The 22341-nt window shown below is 70.7% G+C and carries 16 protein-coding genes and 1 pseudogene; 11 read left to right on the top strand and 6 right to left on the bottom strand.

Translation table 11 applies throughout. From position 1 onward, the window contains the following. The first annotated feature begins 1 nt into the window (after position 1). Complete coding sequence (gene aceB / locus ACLQ2O_RS20960; RefSeq protein ID WP_425833846.1) at positions 2 to 1573, top strand: malate synthase A; 1572 nt, start codon at positions 2 to 4, stop codon at positions 1571 to 1573. Positions 1574 to 1618: 45 nt separating this feature from the next. Here aceB and ACLQ2O_RS20955 read toward each other — a convergent pair whose 3' ends face one another. Both ACLQ2O_RS20955 and ACLQ2O_RS20950 read right to left on the bottom strand, forming a co-directional pair. Then, a complete protein-coding gene (locus ACLQ2O_RS20955; protein ID WP_425833844.1) occupies positions 1619 to 2422 on the bottom strand; it encodes a S1 family peptidase in 804 nt (267 codons plus the stop codon). Positions 2423 to 2471: 49 nt separating this feature from the next. Then, positions 2472 to 3404 carry an iron-containing redox enzyme family protein gene (locus ACLQ2O_RS20950; protein WP_425833842.1) on the bottom strand — a complete coding sequence of 311 codons (933 nt, stop codon included), beginning with the start codon at positions 3402 to 3404 and terminating at the stop codon, positions 2472 to 2474. A gap of 102 nt (positions 3405 to 3506) precedes the next feature. Here ACLQ2O_RS20950 and ACLQ2O_RS20945 point away from each other — a divergent pair, with 102 nt between their 5' ends. The 10 genes and pseudogenes from ACLQ2O_RS20945 (at position 3507) to ACLQ2O_RS20900 (ending at position 16908) form a co-directional block, all read left to right on the top strand. Then, complete coding sequence (locus ACLQ2O_RS20945) at positions 3507 to 3707, top strand: CDGSH iron-sulfur domain-containing protein (protein ID WP_425833840.1); 201 nt, start codon at positions 3507 to 3509, stop codon at positions 3705 to 3707. Between the two features lie 302 nt (positions 3708 to 4009). Beyond that, on the top strand, positions 4010 to 4726 hold the full coding sequence (locus tag ACLQ2O_RS20940) for a GAF and ANTAR domain-containing protein (protein ID WP_425833838.1): 717 nt from the start codon (positions 4010 to 4012) through the stop codon (positions 4724 to 4726). Between the two features lie 48 nt (positions 4727 to 4774). Continuing rightward, positions 4775 to 5743, top strand: coding sequence for a TIGR03885 family FMN-dependent LLM class oxidoreductase (locus tag ACLQ2O_RS20935; protein WP_425833836.1), 969 nt, complete (start codon positions 4775 to 4777; stop codon positions 5741 to 5743). Beyond that, a complete protein-coding gene (locus ACLQ2O_RS20930; RefSeq protein ID WP_425833834.1) occupies positions 5740 to 7413 on the top strand; it encodes an alpha-amylase family protein in 1674 nt (557 codons plus the stop codon). Before ACLQ2O_RS20935 ends, ACLQ2O_RS20930 begins: the two co-directional genes overlap by 4 nt. Before the next feature lie 31 nt (positions 7414 to 7444). After that, positions 7445 to 7999, top strand: coding sequence for a hypothetical protein (locus ACLQ2O_RS20925; protein ID WP_425833832.1), 555 nt, complete (start codon positions 7445 to 7447; stop codon positions 7997 to 7999). 591 nt (positions 8000 to 8590) lie between these two features. After that, positions 8591 to 10087: pseudogene (locus tag ACLQ2O_RS20920) on the top strand (glycoside hydrolase domain-containing protein). Between the two features lie 68 nt (positions 10088 to 10155). Then, positions 10156 to 12273 carry a glycogen debranching protein GlgX gene (gene glgX / locus ACLQ2O_RS20915; protein ID WP_425833830.1) on the top strand — a complete coding sequence of 706 codons (2118 nt, stop codon included), beginning with the start codon at positions 10156 to 10158 and terminating at the stop codon, positions 12271 to 12273. Positions 12274 to 12454: 181 nt separating this feature from the next. After that, positions 12455 to 14872: a malto-oligosyltrehalose synthase gene (gene treY / locus ACLQ2O_RS20910; protein ID WP_425833828.1), complete on the top strand. Its 2418-nt coding sequence runs from the start codon at positions 12455 to 12457 to the stop codon at positions 14870 to 14872. Positions 14873 to 14875: 3 nt separating this feature from the next. Continuing rightward, positions 14876 to 16594, top strand: coding sequence for a malto-oligosyltrehalose trehalohydrolase (treZ, locus tag ACLQ2O_RS20905; protein ID WP_425833826.1), 1719 nt, complete (start codon positions 14876 to 14878; stop codon positions 16592 to 16594). A gap of 125 nt (positions 16595 to 16719) precedes the next feature. Further along, on the top strand, positions 16720 to 16908 hold the full coding sequence (locus ACLQ2O_RS20900; RefSeq protein ID WP_425833824.1) for a hypothetical protein: 189 nt from the start codon (positions 16720 to 16722) through the stop codon (positions 16906 to 16908). Positions 16909 to 16966: 58 nt separating this feature from the next. Here ACLQ2O_RS20900 and ACLQ2O_RS20895 read toward each other — a convergent pair whose 3' ends face one another. From ACLQ2O_RS20895 to ACLQ2O_RS20880, 4 genes are all read right to left on the bottom strand, one after another. After that, on the bottom strand, positions 16967 to 18634 hold the full coding sequence (locus ACLQ2O_RS20895) for a right-handed parallel beta-helix repeat-containing protein (protein ID WP_425833822.1): 1668 nt from the start codon (positions 18632 to 18634) through the stop codon (positions 16967 to 16969). Next, entirely contained in the window at positions 18634 to 19281 is a 648-nt protein-coding gene (locus tag ACLQ2O_RS20890) for a helix-turn-helix transcriptional regulator (RefSeq protein WP_425833820.1), read from the bottom strand. The genes ACLQ2O_RS20895 and ACLQ2O_RS20890 overlap by 1 nt, the downstream gene beginning before the upstream one ends. A gap of 116 nt (positions 19282 to 19397) precedes the next feature. Further along, positions 19398 to 20672, bottom strand: a complete 1275-nt coding sequence (locus tag ACLQ2O_RS20885; RefSeq protein WP_425833818.1) for a hypothetical protein — start codon at positions 20670 to 20672, stop codon at positions 19398 to 19400. Then, positions 20669 to 22330 (bottom strand): BTAD domain-containing putative transcriptional regulator, encoded by a 1662-nt coding sequence (locus tag ACLQ2O_RS20880; protein WP_425833816.1) that lies wholly within the window; start codon positions 22328 to 22330, stop codon positions 20669 to 20671. The genes ACLQ2O_RS20885 and ACLQ2O_RS20880 overlap by 4 nt, the downstream gene beginning before the upstream one ends. Between the last annotated feature and the right edge of the window lie 11 nt (positions 22331 to 22341).

Raw genomic sequence — 22341 nt, 5'->3', positions numbered from 1 at the left:
GGTGGCAGTCGAGGTCACGGGACCGATGCACGAGCGGTACGACGAGATCCTGAGCGAGCGGGCACTCGGGCTGATCGAGCAGCTGCACCGCGCGCTGAACCCGCGCCGCCTGGAGCTGCTGGAGCGGCGCCGGGCCCGGGTCGAGGAGATCGCGGCGGGCGGGTCGCTCGGCTTCCTGGCCGAGACTGCCGCCGTACGGGACGACCCGGACTGGCGGGTGGCCGAGCCGGCGCCGGGGCTGGTCGACCGACGGGTGGAGATCACCGGGCCGACCGACCAGAAGATGACGATCAACGCGCTGAACTCCGGCGCCAAGGTCTGGCTGGCCGACCACGAGGACGCGAACACCCCGCTGTGGGAGAACGTGATCGGCGGGCAGCTCAACCTGCTCGACGCGGTCACCCGCAAGATCGACTTCACCAGCGACGCCGGCAAGTCGTACGCGCTGAAACCGGACGACGAGCTCGCGACCATCGTCGTCCGGCCGCGCGGCTGGCACCTGCCGGAGAAGCACCTGCTGGTCGACGGCGAGCGGACGTCGGGCGCGCTGGTCGACTTCGCGCTGTACCTGACCGCGTGCGGGCAGCTCCAGCTCGACCGCGGCCAGGGGCCGTACTTCTACCTGCCGAAGATGGAGTCGCACCTCGAGGCGCGGCTCTGGAACGACGCGTTCGTGCTCGCGCAGGAGTACCTCGGGATCCCGCGCGGCACGATCCGGGCCACGGTCCTGATCGAGACGTACCCGGCGGCGTTCGAGATGGAGGAGATCCTGTACGAGCTGCGCGAGCACTCGGCCGGGCTGAACGCGGGGCGCTGGGACTTCATGTTCAGCGTGATCAAGACCTACCGGACGCGCGGCGCGGACTTCCAGCTGCCGGACCGCAACTCGGTGACGATGACCGTGCCGTTCATGCGGGCGTACACCGAGCTGCTCGTCCGGACGTGCCACCAGCGCGGCGCGCACGCGATCGGCGGGATGGCGGCGTTCATCCCGAGCAAGGACCCGGCGGTCAACGAGCAGGCCTTCGCCAAGGTGGAGGCCGACAAGACCCGCGAGGCCGGCGACGGCTTCGACGGCTCGTGGGTCGCCCACCCCGGCATGGTCGACACCTGCCGCGATGTCTTCGACGAGGTCCTCGGCTCGTCCCCGAACCAGCTGGACAAGCTTCGCTCCGAGGTTTCGGTGACCGCCGACCAGCTCCTCGACGTCGCCGCGACCCCCGGCGAGGTCACCGAGGCGGGCCTGCGCAACAACATCAGCGTCGCCGTGCAGTACCTGGCCGCCTGGCTCGAGGGCACCGGCGCCGTCGGCATCTTCAACCTGATGGAGGACGCCGCCACCGCGGAGATCTCCCGCTCCCAGATCTGGCAGTGGCGCCGCAACGCGGTCGTCCTCGACACCGGCTCCGTCGTGACCGCCGAGCTGGTCACGACCATCGCCGACGAGGAGATCGCCAAGCTCGGCGACGACCCCACGGCGTACGCCGACGCCCGCGAAACCTTCCTCGAGGTAGCGATCGCCGACGACTACGCCGACTTCCTCACCCTCCCCGCCTACGAACGCATGCCGTAGGCGGGGCGTCCCGCCCTGGGCCCGCCCGTCCGCGGGTCCAGGGCGTTACTTGCCGAACTGGGCCTTGAGTGCTTTCGCGGCCGGGGCGATCTCGGCGTAGACGCCGGGGTAGCCCTTCTCCGCGCAGCCCTTGCCCCAGGAGACCGTGCCGAGCAGGCGGCCGTTGAGGACGAGGGGACCGCCGGAGTCGCCCTGGCAGGCGTCCTTGCCGCCGTTCAGGTAGCCGGCGCAGATGTTGTTCGCGGCGGCGTAGCCGTTGCCGACGTACTCGGAGTTGCCCAGGCAGGTCGCGTCGCCGAGGTCGGGGACGCGGAGCTTGTGGAAGGTGTCGGAGGGGCCGGTGCCCTGGGTGTCGCCCCAGCCGAAGACCGTCGGGACGGCACCCTTGCGGTCGGCCTTGGGGTTGGTCTCCAGGGCGATCAGCGGGACGCCGGTGATCGGAGTGGCGAGCGTCAGTAGGGCGAAGTCGTTGCGGTTGTCGTTGGTGTTGTAGCCGGGGTGAATCCAGACGTTGCTGATCGCGGAGGTCCGGCCGCCGCGGGTGTCCAGCAGGTCGGCGCGGCCCTGGACCGCGGCGTACGTCGAGGTCGGCTTGGTCATGCAGTGCGCCGCGGTCAGGACCTTGTTCGGCCGGACCAGCGCACCGCCGCACCAGCGGCCGCTGCTGTCCGAGGACCGCGTGCTGGTGAGCGCGATCGCCCACGGCGCCTCCGACAGCGCCGCGAGCGTGCCGCCGACGATCAGACTTCGGTCCGTCCGGTCCTGCCCGGGCTGGTGGGTGGCCGCGGTCGCGACCCCCGAGATGGTGAGGACCAGTACGCCGGCGATCGCCGCGGCTCGCTTGAACATGGGGACGAACGTACTCTCTGTGCGCGCCCGATTGCGTTAGGCGACCGGGTCAGCTGGCGACTTGTCCTTCCTGCCCGGCGTTCCAGGCGGTCAGCAGGTGCTCGGCGACCAGGTTGTCGAGCGCCAGGCAGCAGGCCGCGCCGAAGAGGATGTCGGGGACCGCGTCCGGGTTCTCCTCGGCGTACCGGCCGCAGAGGTCGTGCGCGGCGATCTGCTCGTGGACGGCGTCCGCCTCGACGTGCTCGGTGAAGTAGCGGGCCTGCTCCTCGGTGGCGCCGAGGCGGGTCGCGCCGCCGGCGTACCGGCGGTTGGGCAGTGTCGACGTCATCTCCAGGGCGGCCAGGTGGCCGAGCAGCGCGCCGGTCCAGCGGCTGTGCAGGGCGAAGAGCGACATCGCGTTGGACAGGGCGAGGGTGACGGCGGGGACGTCCGGGACGTAGCGGCCGTAGGTGTCGTCGAGGTCGAGCCAGCGCATCGTCGTACGGAAGAGCTCGGCGTGCATGCGTTCGGCGCGGCCGCCGCCGTACTCGTCGGTCTGGATCTCCACCAGGGCGGCCTTCGTGGCGCCGTCGAGGCGGGGGATACCGTAGCTGTGGGGGTCGGCCTCCTTGAGCTGGTAGACCGAGCGGTTCAGCAGGAACTCGCGGAACTGGTCGCGGGTCGCGTGCCGCTGCAGGTACGCCGCCAGGGACGGGCCGTCGTCGGCGTCGATCAGGGCACGGAGCTGCTCGGCGACCGGCGTGGTGGCCGCGAGCGCTGGTCCGGTGAGCGTCCGGAGCCAGCCGGTGAAGGGCTTCTCGAGCTCGGCGCGGAAGGCGAGCACCCGCGGGTCCCACTCGGCGTCGGGCGCGGTGCCGTCGAAGCCGCGGTAGTACAGCTCGTAGCAGCACCAGAGCGCGAGCTGGAAGTCGTCGTCGAGCACCTGCTGCTCGGAGATCGTGTCCGGCGCGGGCTGGTCGGCACCCCGCAGGTGGTCGATCACCCAACCACTGAGGGGCCCGCGAGGGGGTGGTAATTGCATCAAACGCTCCTTCGAACCATCGGGTCCCCCGGTACCCCGATTCATGCCGGGTACCGGAGGTGCATGAGCGACTCCGTGATCCGCGCCTACCCCGACGGTCCCCTGATCGTCCGGGGCGACTTCACCCTGCAGGACGAGAACGGCGAGGAGATCACCCCCACCCGAGGCACCATCGCCCTCTGCCGCTGCGGCCGCTCGGCCCTCAAACCCCTCTGCGACGGCACCCACAACGCCCTCCGCAAAGGCCCCCGCGCGGGGAAGTAGACCGCAGCCTCACCCGCCACGAACCACCCGGGTCAGCGGGCCGGGGCGGCAGCACGGCGCGGAGCCGTCGGGGGTGGTGGTGCGGCGGGGGACCGTCGGGGGTGGCGGTGCGGCGGGGGACTGCCCGGAGTAGCGGGCCGGGCGGCAGCACAGCGCGCGAAGCTGCGCCCGGGGGCGGCCGGCTCCTCCCCCTCCCCTTCTTCCCATCCGTAGCATGCGCGGGGCGCCATTTTGGGGCTGGTGCGGCACACTGGCCGTGTGACCGGCCGTTGGGGGGCCTGGCACGGGCGGGAGGAGTTGTGATGGAGACGATGCCGCTGCAGGCTGAGCCGACGAAGTTGCAGCAGGTCGCGGGCGCGATGGTGGACGTCGCGGAGTCGATGCGGGCTCCGATGGACCTGGACGAGACGCTGAAGCTGATCACCCGGAGCGCCGCCGACACGGTGCCGGGGGTCGTCGAGGTGAGCATCTCGCTGACGCACAAGGACGGCCGGATCGAGACGATCGCGCCGACCGGTCCGGTGGCGACCCAGGCCGACCTCCTGCAGTACGAGCTGCACGAAGGCCCGTGCGTCGACGCCGCGCTGGGTGAACCGGTGGTCCTGGTCGGCGACGTCGGCACCGACGGCCGCTGGCCGGTCTTCGGCCCGAAGGCCGCCGCGCTCGGCTTCGGCGCCCACCTCGCCTTCCAGTTCCGCGCCGAGCCGCACATCCGCGGCGCCCTGAACCTGTACGCCGGCGAGCCGTACGCCCTGGACCAGGACTCGGTCCACCTCGGCAGCCTGTACGCCGGCCAGGTCGCGGTCGCGATGGGCTGGGCCCGCCAGGGCGAGACGATGAACGAGGCGCTGGCCACCCGCAACGTCATCGGCCAGGCCGTCGGCATCATCATGGAGCGCTACACCCTCGACGCCGACCGCGCCTTCGCCTTCCTGGTCCGCCTCTCCCAGTCCGGCAACCTGAAGCTCCGCGAGGTCGCCACGGCCCTGGTCGGCTCGGTGAACCAGAAGTCCAAGTAGTGCGCTGAATCCCCGTGTGGCGGGCCCGCGGTCCGGGCACGGGGACGTATGACTGTCTACGGCTTTCACGCCTCGCACGAACAGGTCCCGCCCGCCGACCTGCTGCAAGCGGTGGTGCGGGCGGAACAAGCCGGCTTCACAGCCGCGATGTGCTCGGACCACTTCAGCCCCTGGAGCGTCCGGCAGAACGAGTCCGGGTTCGCCTGGTCCTGGCTCGGTGCCGCGTTGCAGGCGACCGATCTGACCTTCGGGGTGGTCAACGCCCCAGGCCAGCGCTACCACCCGGCGATCATCGCCCAGGCGATCGGCACGCTGGCCTCCATGTACCCCGGCCGTTTCTGGGCCGCGCTCGGCACCGGCGAGGCCAGTAACGAGCACATCACCGGGGAGCGCTGGCCCGACAAGCAGCAGCGGACCGAGCGGCTGGAGCAGGCGGTCGACGTGATGCGCCGGCTGCTGCAGGGCGACGAGGTGAGCCAGGACGGCCTGGTCACGGTCGACCGGGCCCGGCTCTGGACCCTCCCCACCGAGGTCCCCGCCCTGCTCGGTGCGGCCGTCTCCGAACGTACGGCGAAGTGGTGCGCCGGCTGGGCCGACGGCCTGATCACCGTCAACGCCGAGCACGACACCCTGCGCCGCCTGATCGCGGCGTACAAGGACGCCGGTGGTCGCGGAAAGGTCTGCCTGCAGGTGCATCTGAGCTACGCCGGCACCGACGAGGAGGCACTGGCGATCGCTCACGACCAGTGGCGCTCCAACGTGTTCCCCCCGCCGTTCTGCTGGGACACCGACACGGCTGAGTCGTTCGACCTGGCCGCCGAGCACGTGCCGCCGGAGGCGATGCACAAGACCGTGCACGTGTCCTCCGACCCGGGCCGCCACGCGGAGTGGCTCAACCAGTACGCCGAACTCGGCTTCGACGCGATCTACCTGCACCACGTCGGGCAGCAGCAGTCGGAGTTCGTCGACACGTTCGGCGCGAAGGTGCTGCCGCAACTGGAGGTGACCCGCCCGTGAGACTGACCGAGACCGCCGACATCTGGTGGAAGAACGCCGTCGTCTACTGCCTGGACATCGAGACCTTCTTCGACACCGACGGCGACGGCAGCGGCGACATCCGTGGCCTGTCGCAGCGCATCGACCACCTGGCCGACCTGGGCGTCACCTGCCTGTGGCTGATGCCGTTCTACCCGACGCCGGACCGCGACGACGGCTACGACATCACCGACTTCTACGGCGTCGACCCGCGGCTCGGCACGCACGGCGACCTGGTCGAGCTGATCACGCTGGCCCAGGACCGCGGCATGCGCGTCATCGCGGACCTGGTGGTGAACCACACGTCCGACCAGCACCCGTGGTTCCAGAGCGCGCGGGAGTCGCGCGAGTCGCCGTACCGGGACTGGTACGTCTGGCGGGACCAGCCGCCGGAGGACGCGACCGAAGGCATCGTCTTCCCGGACCAGGAGACCAGCCTGTGGCAGTACGACGAGCAGGCGGGCCAGTACTACCTGCACCAGTTCTACAAGCACCAGCCCGACCTGGACATCACCAACCCGGAGGTACGGGAGGAGATCATCCGGGTGATCGGCTTCTGGCTGCAGCTGGGGATCTCCGGCTTCCGGGTGGACGCCGTACCGTTCCTGCTCGACACCAAGGGCGCGGCGGACCCGGAGAGCCTGGCGGACCCGCACGACTACCTGCGCGACCTGCGGGCGTTCATGAATCGGCGCAGCGGTCAGGCGGTGCTGCTCGGTGAGGTCAACCTGCCGTACAAGGAGACCCGGGAGTTCTTCGGGGACGAGGACGGCGACGAGCTGACCATGTGCTTCGACTTCATCGGGATGCAGAAGATGTACCTGTCGCTGGCCCGGCAGGACCCGGCCGAGCTGGTCAAGGCCATCCGCGAGCGGCCCGCTCCGCCGGAGGAGGCGCAGTGGGGCACGTTCGTCCGCAACCACGACGAGCTGACGCTGGACAAGCTGACCGACGACGAGCGGGCCGAGGTGTTCGCCGCGTTCGGCCCCGACAAGGACATGCAGGTCTACGATCGCGGACTGCGCCGGCGGCTGCCTCCGATGCTGGACAACGACCCGGCGCGGCTCCGGATGGTCTACAGCCTGCTCTTCTCGCTGCCGGGCACTCCGGTGCTGTTCTACGGCGAGGAGATCGGCATGGGCGAGAACCTGGCCATGGAGGGCCGCAACGCCGTCCGGTCTCCGATGCAGTGGACCGACTCGGTGAACGGCGGCTTCTCCACCGCCGACGCGGCCGACCTGGCCGGGCAGGTCGTCACCGGCGACCTGTCCCCGGAGCACGTCAACGTCGCCGCCCAGCGCCGCGACCCGGACTCCCTGATGAGCTGGATCAAGCTGCTGATCCAGCGCTACCGGGAGACCCCCGAGCTGTCCTGGGGCGACTGCACGGTCCTGGAGCACGAGTCGCAGACGGTCCTGGCCCACCGCTCGGAGTACGAGGGCGGCTGCGTGATCACTGCCCACAACTTCGCCGGGGAGCCCGCCACCGTCACCCTGGCGGTCTCGGGCACCGGAGTCGGAGTCCAGGCGGTCGACCTCCTCCAGCCCGGTACGACGGAAGTCGCCGAGGACGGCACGATCCAGCTCGACCTCGACCCGCACGGCAGCCGCTGGCTGCGGATCGTCCAGCCGGGCGACCGGTACATCGTCTGACCCGAACCCTGGGCGGGGGTAAGTTCACGCCGTGAAGCTGACCCCCGCCCAGCCCGGCCACGTCGTCGGTGCGTCGTTCGGACTCGTGTTCATCCTCGTCAACTCCGCGAAGCTGGGCTCGCCCGGCCGAGCGATCGTCAGCGCGGTCGCCGTCGCCGCGGCGCTGCTCGTGCTCGTCTCGTTCGTCCAGGTGCTGCGGGCCGGCGGGCCGCGCAAGCCGGCCAAGCAGTCGGCGCGTGGGTACTTCGTGATCGTGGCCGTCGAGGTCGTGCTGCTGTTCGGCGGGCTGGCGGTGCTGAACCAGATCGAGCAGACCGCGGCCGTCGCCTGGATCGCGCTGGTCGTCGGGCTGCACTTCGTCGCGTTCGCGTACTGGTGGATCCGCGGCAACCGGGAGATGCTCGCGATCGGCGTACTGATGACTGTGCTCGGTGTGGCCGGGCTGGTCATCGCCTTCGGTCAGCAGGACCGGCCGCTGGTCGGTCTGGTCGCCGGAGTCGGCTCCGGCGTCGTACTGCTCGGCAACGCCGCCCTGGCGACGCTGGGCGTCTTCGGGTCCGAGCGGCCGGTGGAGGCTTTGCAGTAAGTAGCAATACGCAGGCGTCAGGTCTGGTCTCTCTGAAATACTCACGGCGGCCGCCTGCCCTGTGAGGAGTTCTTTGTGAGGTTGTGGAAGATCGTTGTGCCCTTTGCGGTGCTTGCGACGGGCGTACTGCCCGCGCAGGCCGCGGGGGACAAGACCGTGGAGTACCGCGGCTACCAGGTGACGGTGCCGGCCGACTGGCAGGTCGTGGACCTGGCCAAGGACCCGACGGCCTGTGTTCGCTTCGACCGCCCGGCCGTCTACCTGGGCAAGAGCACCGCCCAGGCCGACTGCCCGGCCCACCTGACCGGCCGCAGCCAGGGCCTGGTCCTGGAGCCGCTGACCAGGACCGCCCGCTCCACCCCTGGTGAGCTGCAGGAGGCTGTGACGGATGCGGGTGTGCTCGCGACGGCGTACTACAGCTCCGGTGGAGACCAAGCCGCCCGGGAGGTGCTTGGCACCGGCCGGGTGACCTCCAAGGCCAGCCGGCTCGCCCAGCCCCGTGCTGCGGCGGCGACCCCGTCTGTAGTTGCCACTGGCAACCTGCAGGGCGGGTTCGCCTTCGACACCTGCTCGGCCCCGAGCCAGGCCGCCATGGACGCCTGGCTGTACCCGGCGTCGGGCTACCAGGCGGTCGGTGTCTACATCAGCGGCGAGCGCCGTGCCTGCGGCCAGCCGAACCTGACGCCGGACTGGGTGGCCAACAACGCCGCCAAGGGCTGGCAGTTCCTGCTGATCGACGTCGGCCTGCAGGCGCCTTGCGCGCCGTACGCCAGCAAGATGTCGACCGACCCGGCGACCGCACGGGCCTAGGGCCGTACGGCGGCGGCCAACGCCGTCACCGCCGCCCAGGCGCTCGGCTTCGCGCAGCGCAGCGCGATCTACAGCGACGTGGAGGCCTACACCTCCACCGCTGCCTGCAAGGCGTCGGTGCTGTCCTACCTGAGCGGCTGGACGCTGGAGCTGAACACCCGCGGCTACGTCGGCGGTGCGTACGTCGCTGCTGCCTCCGGCGGGGTCGATCTGGCCGGCGCCTACAACAACACGTCGTACACCCGGCCGGACAACCTGTGGTTCGCCCGCTGGAACAACGTCACCAACACCACCGACAACGGGTTCATCCCGCCGACGATGTGGACCAACCGGCAGCGGGTGCACCAGTACGCGGGTCCGCACAAGGAGACCCACGGTGGCACCGAGATCGAGATCGACAGCAACGCGGTCAACCTGACCGCTCCGCCGGCGGCAGCCACCGGGTTCGACGCGACCGGCGCCTACTCGACGGCAGCGCTCAAGTGGACCGTCCCCGCCGGCCACCAGGTGATCGTACGGCGCAACGCCGGCGGCACCGCCCCGCCGCCGCTCCCGAACGTCGGTACGGCGGTCTACACCGGCACCGCGAGCTCCACGACGGCCACCGGCCTGGCCAACGCCACCAGCTACGCGTTCCGCGCCTGGGTCAAGGACAGCACCGGCAAGATCGGCCCCGGCGTCGACACGGTCCTGATCGGCACCGGAGCGACCGTGGCAGCGAGCGCTCCGGCGATCAGCTACGGCGGCGCGGTGACGCTCTACACCCGGGCAACCCGCAAGGACACCGGCGCCTCGCTGGTCGGCGTACCGCTGTCGCTCTACGCGCGTGCCAAGAACAGTTCCACCTGGCGTGAGGTGGGCAAGGTCACCTCCGACGGCACCGGCCAGGCGTCGTCGGTCCAGAAGCCGACCGTCTCCACGGTGTACGCGTGGGGCTACAACGGCTCACCGGACCTGCTCGGCTCGCGCAGCGGCAACGCCACGATCGAGGTCAAGCCGACCATCACGATCAACCTGGCCGCCGCGATCAAGCTCGGCACCACCACCCCGGTCTACGGCTTCCTGCGCCCGCAGCACCCCGGTACGACGGCGTACCTGCAGCGGCTGACCGGCACGGCGTGGCCGACCGTCACGACGACCAAACTGAACGCCACCGGCAACTACGGGTTCAGCATCAAGCCGACCGCGCGCGGTACGTCGTACTACCGGGTGGTCTGGCTCGCTGACGCGGACCACGCCACTACCGTGAGTAGCACCAAGGCGGTCACCGTCAGCTGAGGTGGATTCGCGGTGGGAAAACACACCGCCGTTCTTCGAATGGGGGTAGGGATGGGTACCGTCGTCGCGTGCAGAAATGGCCTGGTCGTCCCTATCCCCTCGGAGCCACGTACGACGGCTCCGGTACGAACTTCGCGCTCTTCTCGGAGGTTGCCGAACAAGTTGACCTGGCACTGATCGCGGACGACGGGTCGGAGCAGCTGGTCCAGCTGACCGAGGTGGACGGTTTCGTGTGGCACGCCTACCTCCCCTCGGTCCAACCGGGCCAGCGCTACGGCTACCGCGTGCACGGCCCGTACGACCCGGCCGCCGGGCACCGGTGCAACCCGTCGAAGCTGCTGCTGGACCCGTACGCGAAAGCCATCGACGGACAGGTGGACGCCGACGAGTCGCTGTTCAGCTACCGGTTCGCCAAGCCCGACGAGCTGAACACGATGGACAACCGCGAGCACACGATGCTGTCGGTCGTCACCAACCCGTTCTTCGACTGGGGCAACGACCGGCCGCCGGGCCACGCCTACCACGAGACGGTGATCTACGAGGCGCACGTCAAGGGCCTGACCAAGACCCACCCGGCGCTGCCGGAGGAGATCCGCGGCACGTACGCCGGGATGGCGCACCCGGCGATCATCGAGCACCTCAAGGGGCTCGGTGTCACCGCGGTCGAGCTGATGCCGGTGCACCAGTTCGCCCAGGACGGCCACCTGCAGGAGCGCGGACTGTCGAACTACTGGGGCTACAACACGATCGGTTTCTTCGCCCCGCACAACGCCTACTCGTCCAACGGCACCCGCGGTCAGCAGGTGACCGAGTTCAAGACGATGGTCCAGGCGCTGCACGAGGCGGACATCGAGGTGATCCTCGACGTGGTCTACAACCACACCGCCGAGGGCAACGAGATGGGCCCGACGCTGTCGTTCAAGGGCATCGACAACGCGGCGTACTACCGGCTCGTGGACCAGGACAAGTCGCACTACTACGACACGACCGGGACCGGGAACAGCCTGCTGATGCGGCACCCGCACGTGCTGCAGCTGATCATGGACTCGCTGCGCTACTGGGTCACCGAGATGCACGTCGACGGCTTCCGCTTCGACCTCGCGGCCACGCTGGCCCGCCAGTTCCACGAGGTCGACCGGCTGTCGGCGTTCTTCGACCTGGTCCAGCAGGACCCGGTGGTCAGCCAGGTGAAGCTGATCGCCGAGCCGTGGGACGTCGGCGACGGCGGGTACCAGGTGGGCAACTTCCCGCCGCTGTGGACGGAGTGGAACGGCAAGTACCGCGACACCGTGCGCGACTTCTGGCGCGGTGAGCGCTACACGCTGGCCGAGTTCGCCTCCCGGCTGACCGGCTCGTCGGACCTGTACCAGGACGACAGCCGCCGCCCGCTGGCCAGCATCAACTTCGTCACCGCGCACGACGGCTTCACGCTGCGGGACCTGGTCTCGTACAACGACAAGCACAACGACGCCAACGGCGAGGGCGGCAACGACGGCGAGAGCCACAACCGCTCCTGGAACTGCGGCGCGGAAGGCCCCAGCGACGACCGGGAGGTCCGGGTGCTGCGGGCCAAGCAGCAGCGCAACTTCCTGACCACGCTGCTGATCTCGCAGGGCGTCCCGATGCTCGCGCACGGCGACGAGCTGGGCCGCAGCCAGCAGGGCAACAACAACGTCTACTGCCAGGACAACGAGCTCGCCTGGGTGAACTGGGACCTCGACGAGGAGCAGGAAGACCTGCTGGAGTTCACCCGCGGCCTGGTCCAGCTGCGCAACGAGCACCCGGTGCTGCGCCGCCGCCGCTTCTTCCACGGCGACCAGGGCATCGACGGGCTCGGTGACCTGGTCTGGTTCACGCCGGAGGGCCAGGAGATGCAGGACGGCGACTGGAGCCGGGACGACGCCCGGGCGGTCGCGGTGTTCCTCAACGGCGACGCCATCTCCGAGCCGGACCCGCGCGGCGAGCCGGTGGTCGACGACTCGTTCCTGATCCTGCTGAACAGCGACCACGAGCCGCACGAGTTCCTGCTGCCCACCAAGGAGTACGGCGACTCCTGGTCGGTCGTGGTCGACACGATCCGGCCGACCGGCCGCAGCGAGGAGGTCGACCACCCGGCCGGCAGCACGATCCGGATCGAGGCCCACGGCACGATCGTCCTGACCAGGCCCCGGCAGGCCGCGGGATGATGGGTCTGTTTTTGGCTGCGAACCCGGCTGTATCTTTTGCGTCGACTTCGTCGCCGCGGGTTTTGGGGCTTTTTCGCCCGCTCTTCCCTCGTCGTTCGGTCGCTGCGCTCCCTCTCTCCTCAGTCCAGAGCGGGCAGCCCCAAAACCTTGGGGGACTCCGAGTCTCTGAGGGGGAGGCTTTGTGAGCTCCGTGCCGTTGTCTACGTACCGGCTTCAGATCAACGGGGCTTTTGGGTTCGACGATGCCGCGGCGGTCGTGGAGTATCTGCACTCCCTCGGTGTCTCGCACGCCTACCTGTCGCCGATTTTGCAGGCTGCGCCTGGTTCGACGCACGGGTACGACGTGGTCGACCACAGTCGGTTGTCGGAGCCGGCCGGCGGGCGTGAGGCGTTCGGGCGGCTGACGGACAAGCTGGCCGACCACCGGATGGGGGCGATCGCGGACGTCGTACCGAACCATGTCGCCGTACCGACGCCTGCCCGGCTCAACGCGGCGCTCTGGTCGGTGCTGCGGGACGGGCCGGGTTCGCCGTACGCGGAGTGGTTCGACGTGGACTGGGGGTCGGGCAACCAGCCGCTGCTGATGGCGGTGCTCGGTAACCGGATCGGCAAGGTGCTGGCGGACGGCGAGCTGTCGATCGACACGAGTGGTGACGAGCCCGTACTGCGGTACTACGAGCACGAGTACCCCCTGCGCCCCGGCACCGAGCACCTGCCGATCGCCGAGCTGGTGACCGAGCAGTGGTACCGGCTGGCGCACTGGCGGGTCGCCGACGAGGAGCTGAACTACCGGCGCTTCTTCGACGTCGACACCCTGGCCGCTGTCCGGGTGGAGACGCAGGAGGTCTTCGAGGCGACGCACGAGCTGCTGTTCACCCTGCTGCGCGAGGGGAAGCTGCACGGCTTCCGGATCGACCACCCAGACGGCCTGGCCGACCCGCGGGGTTACCTGCGGCGCCTGGCCGAGCGGACCGGCGGTGCGTGGGTCGTGGTCGAGAAGATCCTCGAGGGCGACGAAGAGCTGCCCCGCGACTGGCCCTGCGCCGGTACGACGGGCTACGACGCGCTCCTGCGGGTCGGCGGCCTCTTCGTCGACCCGGCCGGCGCCGCACCGCTGGCGGCGTACCACGCCGACCTGACCGGCGAGCCGGCCGACTTCGCTCCGGTGGTCGAGCAGGCCAAGCGTGAGGTCGTGAAGCACGGCCAGTACGCCGAGGTGCACCGGCTGGTCGAGCTGCTGGCCCGGATCTGCCAGGACGACGTTCGCCTGCGCGACCACACCCGCCGGGCGTTCCACGAGGTCGTCGTCGAGCTGCTGGTGAACTTCGACCGGTACCGGGCGTACGTCGTACCGGGTGAGCCTGCACCGGCCGAGGCGGTCGCGGAGCTGGAGCACGTGGCCGAGCTGGCCCGGCGCAACCTGGACGAGGAGCAGCAGGAGACGCTCGACCTGGTCCGCGACCTGCTGCTCGGCCGGGAGGCCGGGACGGCGAGCCGGATCGACGAGCACGCGCGGCACGAGCTGATCGTGCGGTTCCAGCAGACCTGTGGGCCGGTGATGGCCAAGGGCGTGGAGGACACCGCGTTCTACCGCTGGTTCCGGCTCACCTCGCTGAACGAGGTCGGTGGCGACCCGGAGCACTTCGGCGTCTCGCCGGAGGAGTTCCACGCGTACGCCGCCCGGCTGAACGACCACTGGCCGCGCACGATGACCACGCTGTCGACGCACGACACCAAGCGGTCCGAGGACGTCCGGGCCCGGCTCAGCGTGCTCTCCGAGCAGCCTGCTGCCTGGGTCGAGGCGGTCCGGTTGTGGCGGACGCGGTCGGAGGACTACCGCGGGTCCCTGCTCGACGGCAGCACGGAGTACCTGGTCTGGCAGACCCTGCTCGGCACCTGGGACGACGGGCCGCTGGCGGAGGACAGGCTGCAGGCCTACCTGCAGAAGGCGATCCGCGAGGGCAAGCGGCACACCAGCTGGACCTCACCGGACAGCGAGTACGAGGAGGCCGTGGCTGCCTTCGCGACCGCCGTGCTGGCCGACTCCGAGCTGCTGGAGTCCGTACGCCGGTTCGCTGACACGCAGGCGCCGTACGTGCGGGCGGCGACGCTCGGGCAGAAGCTGGTCCAGTTGACGATGCCCGGCGTACCGGACGTCTACCAGGGCAGCGAGCTGGTCGACCTGTCGCTCGTCGACCCGGACAACCGGCGCCCGGTCGACTACCAGGAGCGCATCCAGCGGCTGGCCCGGCTGGACGGCGGTGCGTCTCCGAGTGACCTGGCGGACGAGAAGCTGCTCGTGACGTCTCGGGCGCTCAGGCTGCGCCGGCAGAACCCGGAGGCCTTCGCGGGCAGCTACACCCCGCTGCCGACGTCCAACGGGCATGCGGTGGCCTTTGCTCGCGGAGACGCGGTGATCACGCTGGCGACCCGGTTGCCGGTCGCGCTGCACCGGCTGGGTGGCTGGGGCGACTCGACCGTCGTCCTGCCGTCCGGTGACTGGCAGGACGTGTTGACCGGCCGGTCGGTGGGTAGTGGAGCGGCTCGGATCGACGAGCTGCTGGCTGAGCTCCCGGTGGCGCTGCTCGCGAGAGGCTGATCGATGCACACCTTCACCGTCTGGGCCCCCGACGCCTCAACGGTTTCACTGGTTCTGACCCAGTCGCTGGAGATGACCAAGGCCGACGACGGCTGGTGGTCGCTGGAGGTCGCCGACGCCGGGCCCGGCACGGACTACGCGTTCTCCGTCGACGGCAGTGACCCGATGCCCGACCCGCGCAGCGCCTGGCAGCCCGAAGGGGTGCACGGACCCAGCCGGGTCTTCGACGCGTCCCGCTTCGGCTGGAGCGACGCGGAGTGGGCCGGGCGGGACGTGCGCGGTGCTGTCTTCTACGAGCTGCACCTGGGGACCTTCACCCCCGAGGGCACGCTGGACGCGGCCGCGGGCCACCTGGACTACCTGGTCGCGCTCGGCGTCCAGGTGGTGTCCCTGCTCCCGGTAGCCGCGTTCCCGGGCAAGCACGGCTGGGGCTACGACGGCGTCGACCTGTACGCCGTGCACGCGCCGTACGGCGGACCGGAAGCCCTGCAGCAGTTCGTCGACCGGTGTCACGCGGTCGGCCTGGCGGTCTGCCTGGACGTCGTCTACAACCACCTCGGACCGTCCGGGAACTACCTGGGCTCCTTCGGCCCGTACTTCACCGACAAGCACACGACGCCCTGGGGCCCGGCGGTCAACCTGGACGACACCGGCTCTCACGAGGTCCGGCGCTGGATCCTCGACAACGCGCTGCGGTGGTTCCGGGACTTCCACTTCGACGCGCTGCGGCTGGACGCCGTCCACGCTCTGCAGGACGACAGCCCGCAGCACCTGCTCGCACAGCTCTCCACCGAGACGGCAGCGCTCTCGGCCGAGCTGGGACGGCCGCTGGGACTGGTGGCCGAGTCGGACCTGAACGACCCGGCCATGGTGACGCCGGTGGCCGACGGCGGGCGCGGCATGACCGCGCAGTGGAGCGACGACTTCCACCACGCCCTGCACACGCTGCTGACCGGTGAGCGGGCCGGGTACTACGAGGACTTCGCCCAGCCCGGGGTGTTCGCGAAGACGCTGACCCAGGTGTTCCTGCACGACGGCTCCTACTCGTCGTTCCGCGGCAAGGACTGGGGACGGCCGGTGGACCCCGCGAAGCACCGGGGCTCGGAGTTCCTCGCCTACACCTCCAACCACGACCAGGTCGGCAACCGCGCGCTCGGCGACCGGCCGGCGTTGTCGCCGGGGCAGCTGGCGATCGGTGCGGCGCTGGTGATCACTTCGCCGTACACGCCGATGCTGTTCATGGGTGAGGAGTGGGGCGCGTCCACGCCGTGGCGGTTCTTCACCGACCACGACGAGCCGGAGCTGGCCGACGCGGTCCGCACCGGACGGCGCAGCGAGTTCGCGGCGTTCGGGTGGGACGCCGAGGAGATCCCGGACCCGCAGGACCCCGAGACCTGGCGGTCCTCGGTGCTGGACTGGACCGAGCTCGACCAGTCGCCGCACCGCGAGCTGCTCGCCTGGTACCGCGACCTGCTGGCGCTGCGGGCCCGCGACGACGACCTGCGCGACGACCGGATCGGCTCGGCCACGGTGACGTCGGGGGACGACTGGCTGGTGGTCGGCCGGGGTGCGCTGCGGGTGGTGGTGAACCTCGGTGAGGAAGAGCGCGTGGTGCCGGTGGACGGCGTTCCGTCGTACGAGGTGATGACTTTCGGTACGAGCGACCAGGTGACCGACGGAGTAGCGCTTTCCGGTCGCTCCGTGGCGGTCTGGGCGGTTTGATCAGGACCAACACAGTTTCGTCAATCCCTTGTGTTGCAGGGGTCTGGTGACGGACTGTGGGTGGGTACCACCTGTTGAGAAGGCAGCAGGAGGGGGGTCACCGGGGGGTGACAGGGAGGACGGCTGTGAGCGTTGGAGGGACCGACACCTACTACGACTACGACGAGAAGCAGTGGAAGAGCAGGCGGCTGGGCGGCGGACCGATCCGCCGTGGCCCGGTCTGCCCGGCGCCACGCAAGGAGCACCAACCGGTCGACCGGCGCGCGGCCGGCCACGACCGCCTGGCCCGGGACGAGAAGAAGATCCTGAGCTGAACTCTGCCGGTGAGGCGCACCCGCTGGAACTGTCAGAAGTTTCGACAGAAGGTGCGCTTCACCGAGGCAGAGCTGGATCAGCCACCTTCGGCAGGCCCGCGGCGGACAGGACGTCGTCGGCCAGCAGCGAACGCAGTTCGTCCGTGGTGGGCATCCGGCCGAGCGCGCGGAGGCGCTGGGACTGCGCTTTCCGGACGCCCTCGACCAGACGGCGCGCTTCGCGGGCGTTGCCGAAGTTGGCGGTGCCGGCGATCCGGTCGAAGTACGCCGTCAGCGGGTCGGCGGCCGCGGGGTCGAGCAGGTAGTCCCCGGCGGCGACCATCCGGTCGGTGATCAGCAGCAGCTCGGGCGCGGAGTAGTTCTCGAACTCGATGGTCTTGGAGAACCGCGACGCCAGACCGGGGTTGGCGTCGAGGAAGTCGTTCATCTCGGTCGTGTAGCCGGCCACGATGATCGCGATCTCGTCGCGGTGGTCCTCCATCAGCTTCACCAGGGCGTCGATCGCCTCCTGGCCGAAGTCGCCGCCGCTGCCGGCCGAGCGGGACAGCGTGTAGGCCTCGTCGATGAACAGCACGCCGCCGAGGGACTTCTCGAAGACCGTCGCGGTCTTCTCGGCGGTGTGGCCGATGTACTGGCCGACCAGGTCGCGGCGGGACACCTCGGTGAACTCGCCGTGCGGCAGCACGCCGAGCGCCTTCAGCAGCTTGCCGTACAGCCGCGCGACGGTCGTCTTTCCGGTCCCAGGAGCCCCGGCGAAGATCAGGTGGTGACTGACCGCGCCGACCGACAGCCCGGCCGCGCGCCGCCACTCGTTGACCTGGATCTCGTCGACCAGCGCGTGCACCTCGGCCTTCACGCCCGGCAGCCCGACCATCTCGTCCAGGTCCCCGAGCAGCTGCTCCAGCGGCCCGTCGGTGTCGGCCGGCCGCGCGGACGCCTTCTCGATCACCTCGACCGTCGCGCCGTCGGCGATCTGGATTCCGGCGAGTCCGGTGTTGTCGGTCCGGCAGCCCTCGACCGTGCCGCCGCAGCCCGGGCTGAACGCGATGCCCGCGCCGCGGGTGTCCTCGACGGTGACCCGGCGGATGGTCGCCGTGCTGCCGTGCGCGACGCCGATCCCGTCGGTCCCGGTCCGCGCCACCGAGGTGTCGGTCAGCTCGGGCCGGCTGTACTGGTACACGTAGATCCCGCGGCCGCCGCACCCGCTCACCGTGCAGCCGCGGATCAGCGGATCGGAGCCCAAGGCAACGACTATGCCGTCGCCGGAGACGTCGGAGACCGTGGTGTCGAGGATCCGGCCGGTCGCGCCCTCGACCACGATGCCGGTCTCGGCGCCGCTCACCGTGCACCGGTCGACCGTGAACGCCGCACTGGCGTGCACGCTGATGGCGGGCCGGCTCTTGCTGCGCACCTCGCACTGCTCGACGGTGAGCACGGTCCGCTCGACCGAGACGGCCAGGTTGTCGCCGGCCCGGATGTCCAGGCCGCGCAGGGTCAGCTCACCGTCCACCGCGCGCAGCGTCGGCCAGTCCGCACCCGCTCCATCCAGGACGACGGCACCGCCGGCCTCGGCCTGCAGGGTGACGACGCGCCCGCTCAGCTCCAGCGTCTCCGCGTACGTCCCGGCGGCGATCGCGACCGTGGCTCCGTCGGACGCCTCGAGCAGAGCGGAGCCGATGGTCGGGTACGCGCCGGGACGGTCCGCCGCGACGGTGAGGACGCGCATCAGCTGGCCCGGTCGAGCAGCCAGCCGCGGTCGGCGGCCTTCACGCCGGCCTGGAACCGGCTGCGCGCACCGAGCCGGCCCATGATCTGCGAGACCATCCGGCGGACGGTCCGGACCGAGATGCCGAGCTGGGCGGCCGCGACCTCGTCGGTGACGCCGAGCGCGAGCAGCCGGAGCATCTCCCGGTTCCGCTCGTCCAGGTCGACGTCACCCGGTACGTCGCTGTCGGTCAGCGGGACCGCACCGGGCCAGACCAGCTCGAACAGCCCGGTCGTGCTGGCCACCGCGCTGCTCAGCCGCAGTACGGCGACGCTGCCGTTGGACGTGTCGGACGGCAGGACCACAGCCCGCCCGTCCACGACCAGTCCGTTCAGCGGGAGGTGCGGGACGGTCCGGACGGCCACACCGGCGACGGACATCGCCGCGAGGTGGCGGCACAGCGTCGGCGCGGTCCGGGCGGTGTCGGGGTAGATGGCCCGGTACCGCACACCGGGCCGGACGTCGCGCGGCCCGAACGCCGGTCCGGACGGCGAGAGGTTGCTCATCGCGATCACCTCGTCGCGGGCGCTCGCGAGCAGGGCGGCGATGCCGTCCTGGGCAGGGACCTGGTGGAAGGCAGTGGGACGGTGCAGAACGGTGACGGACATGGGGCCTCCTGGTCTGGACTGAGGAGTGGAAGGAGCGAAGCGACTGGAGCGACGAGGGAAGACCAGGAGTTAAAGCCCCATGTCCCGCCGAGCCGGAGGCGAGGCAATCGGCACAGTCATGAGAGGGGGACCCCCAGAGGTAGCGTGGCGGCGACACCGGCGGTGTGCCGCCCGTCGAGGCGTTCCGGCTCCACTCCGAAGGAGCGAGCCAGTGAGGTGAGGACGTTGACCGCCGAGTCGAGCGTGGCCGGATGTGAGGCGGCTACGCGCAGTACGGCGTCGTGCTGGGCGGGTTCGGGACCGTCGGGCGGAGCCGTGACGGTGATGGCGAGGGTCTGGGCGGCACCGGTCGCCGTACCGGTCAGCGTGTCGACCAGGGCCTGCGCGAGCGGGCCCGGCAGTGCGGCGTACCCGGTGAGCCGTACGCCGACCTGCAGGACGGGTCCGGCGGCCCAGGTGGACCAGCGCTCGCGGACCTGACCGCGGCCCGCGTTGGCGTGGGCCAGTGCGCCGATCGAGGCCAGTACGTCCGACTCGTCCAGCGGCAGGTTCTCGACCTGCTCGCGGTCGAACCGGCGTACCAGGCGGCGGACGGTGTTGGTGAGGACCTGGTTGACCTGCTCGTCCGTGGCGATCTCCGACGTGCGCTGCGCGGCCACGGCGATCCAGGCCCGCAGCGGCTGGTTCTGCTTGATGCCGGTGTGCAGGACGAGCTGCATCGACACCGCGACGGGCTGCTCGTCGACCGACTCGGTCAACGTGGACAGGCGCGGCAGCAGCTCGTGCTGCGCGTCGGCGCCGACCCGGAGGGCCAGCAGGACTCCACCGGGATGGCTCAGTACGCCGTACGGCTGGTCGCGGATGGTCAGGGTGCTCACCGTCGTACGGCCGAGGAACACGCTCGTGAGGTTGAGCGCGGTGTCGCCGCCGAGGTCGATCCGGCGACGGCGGAGCAGGAAGGTGAGCAGTACGGCGGCCCAGCGGTAGAGCCAGAGGCCGCGGAGGCGGACAGCGGTCAGCAGCACCAGCGTGATCGCTGCCGCGCTGGTGAGGACGAGCGTCAGCCGGGAGCCCGCCGTGGCGGCGCCGACGGCAAGCAGGGCGATCTGCCAGCAGACGACCTGACCGACGCGGATCGCGCGCTCGGGGATCTCGACCTTGTCGGCGACCGGTGTTGGTGCCGGCGGCTGGTCGACCAGGTAGGACCGGGCAGCCAGTGGAGCCGCCAGCGCGGCCTGTACGGCGACCGGTTGCGGCACAGGTCGCTGCGGGACTGCTGCGACGCGGGCGATCGGCGTACCGACTGAGGTTGCTCGGGGGACTGCCCGTGCGGTCGGCGCGTGGTCGACCTGCTGCTGGGGAGCGGCCGCGGCCGCGGCCGGGGGCCTCATGCGACCCTCGGCCGCGCCGCGGCGAGCAGCTCAGCGGAGGACTCGGCGGCGAGCCCGTGCGCGTGATCGCCGACGACCGGGTGCAGGCTGAAGCGGCCCGGTGCGGGCTCGGAGACGAGGTGCTGGTCGAGCAGCTCGTCGATCATCGGTTCCACCTCCTGCTGATCGACGCCGAGCAGCCGTGCTGCCCGCCGTACGTCGAACTGCGGTGTCTGACCCAGTAAGCGGTAGAGCCGGCGGACCGGTCCCGCGAGTGAGTGGTAGGCCGCGTCGAACCGCTCGTGGAGCCCGGCGAGTGCGTGCCGGCGTGCCGCCGGCCGGTCCAGTCCGTCGGCGAGCCGGGCCGCCGTCCACGGCTGCCGCCCGGCCAGCAACTCGGCGAACCGCCGCAGCGCTTCCGGGTGACCGGCTGCCCAGCGGAGAGCCTGCTCGCAGTCGGTGATCCGTGCGGAGTCGGCGTCGTCCAGCGGCTCGAGGGTGATCGCCAGGTCGCGGTCCAGCCCGACCAGCCGCCGGCGGCTGGTCACGAGAACAACAGAACCGGGTGTGTTGGGCATCAGGTCGCGTACTTGGCCCGCGTCCTCGGCGTTCTCCAGCACCAGCAGCACGCGCTGCCCGAGACCACGCGGACCGGCGGGGTCCTCGGTGCTCAGATCGACCCAGATCTGCGCTTCCACGGCGTGAACGGCAGCCGCCGCCTCCAGCACGAAGGCGGACTTCCCGATCCCGGCCATGCCGTCGACGGAGACCACACAGACCCGCTCCGACGAGCCGGCCGCCCGAACAGCGGCGAGCTCTCGCTCCCGCCCGACGAACCCGGCGATCCGAGCAGGAAGATCGGAGGGGAGGAGAGGGTCGCCGCCCGTTCGGGGCGGTCGGAAGGTGGAGCGCGTGCCCGAGGCGTCCTGCTCGTCGTCGTTCAGGATCTGTTGGTGGACGCGCGTCAGCTCGGCGCCTGGTTCGATCCCCAGCTCGCGGACCAGAACGGTGCGGGCCCGTTGGTAGGCCGCAAGGGCCTCGTGGCGGCGACCGGTCTGGTGGAGGGCGGACATCAGGCGCGTCCACGCGAGCTCGCGCAGCGGGTCCTCGTCGGTAAGGGCCTTCAGCAACGAAATCGCGTCGCTGGAACGGCCGAGGGTGAAGGAAGCGTCGGCCAGGTCCTCGCGCAGGGAGCGGTGGAGCTCGGTGAGGCGGTCCACGGCACTGGTCGCGTCGCCGGTCAGGCCGTCGTACGGGCAGCCGCGCCAGAGGCCCAGGGCCTGCTCCAGCAGGGCGACAGCCTTGGCCGCAGGAGCAGTGCGCGCCCGGTCGGACAGGCCGGCGGCCACGTCCGCGTCCAGCTCACCGGGGAGCACCCGCACGCGGTAAGCACCCGGTCGGCTCTCGATGCGCTCGTCGGGCAGGGCCCGGCGCAGCTGCCAGACGTAGGTCTTCAGGTTGCGCTGCGCGGACGCCGGAGCGTCCAGCCCGGCCCACACCGCCTCGATGAGCTGGTCGGTGCTGACCCACGCGTTGCGGTGCAGGAGGAGCAGGGTGAGCATCGTCGCGGGCTTGCCGCCGCTGACGTCCAGCGGGGCTCCGTCCGGGCCGTCGACCTCGAGCGGGCCCAGCACCCGGAAGGCGATCCGGGCCGGTGTGTGCGCTGAGTGACCGTTCATGACACATACGA

The organism is Kribbella sp. DT2 (assembly GCF_049844575.1).
Taxonomy (GTDB): domain Bacteria; phylum Actinomycetota; class Actinomycetes; order Propionibacteriales; family Kribbellaceae; genus Kribbella.
This window is presented reverse-complemented; position numbering and strand designations above follow the sequence as displayed.

Bases quoted from the DNA above. Each gene is read 5' to 3' on its own strand.
- ACLQ2O_RS20955 (WP_425833844.1), bottom strand. From the start codon at position 2,422: ATGTTCAAGCGAGCCGCGGCGATCGCCGGCGTACTGGTCCTCACCATC.
- ACLQ2O_RS20945 (WP_425833840.1), top strand. From the start codon at position 3,507: ATGAGCGACTCCGTGATCCGCGCCTACCCCGACGGTCCCCTGATCGTC.
- ACLQ2O_RS20940 (WP_425833838.1), top strand. From the start codon at position 4,010: ATGGAGACGATGCCGCTGCAGGCTGAGCCGACGAAGTTGCAGCAGGTC.
- ACLQ2O_RS20935 (WP_425833836.1), top strand. From the start codon at position 4,775: ATGACTGTCTACGGCTTTCACGCCTCGCACGAACAGGTCCCGCCCGCC.
- treZ (WP_425833826.1), top strand. From the start codon at position 14,876: ATGCACACCTTCACCGTCTGGGCCCCCGACGCCTCAACGGTTTCACTG.
- ACLQ2O_RS20895 (WP_425833822.1), bottom strand. From the start codon at position 18,634: ATGCGCGTCCTCACCGTCGCGGCGGACCGTCCCGGCGCGTACCCGACC.
- ACLQ2O_RS20890 (WP_425833820.1), bottom strand. From the start codon at position 19,281: ATGTCCGTCACCGTTCTGCACCGTCCCACTGCCTTCCACCAGGTCCCT.
- ACLQ2O_RS20885 (WP_425833818.1), bottom strand. From the start codon at position 20,672: ATGAGGCCCCCGGCCGCGGCCGCGGCCGCTCCCCAGCAGCAGGTCGAC.
- ACLQ2O_RS20880 (WP_425833816.1), bottom strand. From the start codon at position 22,330: ATGAACGGTCACTCAGCGCACACACCGGCCCGGATCGCCTTCCGGGTG.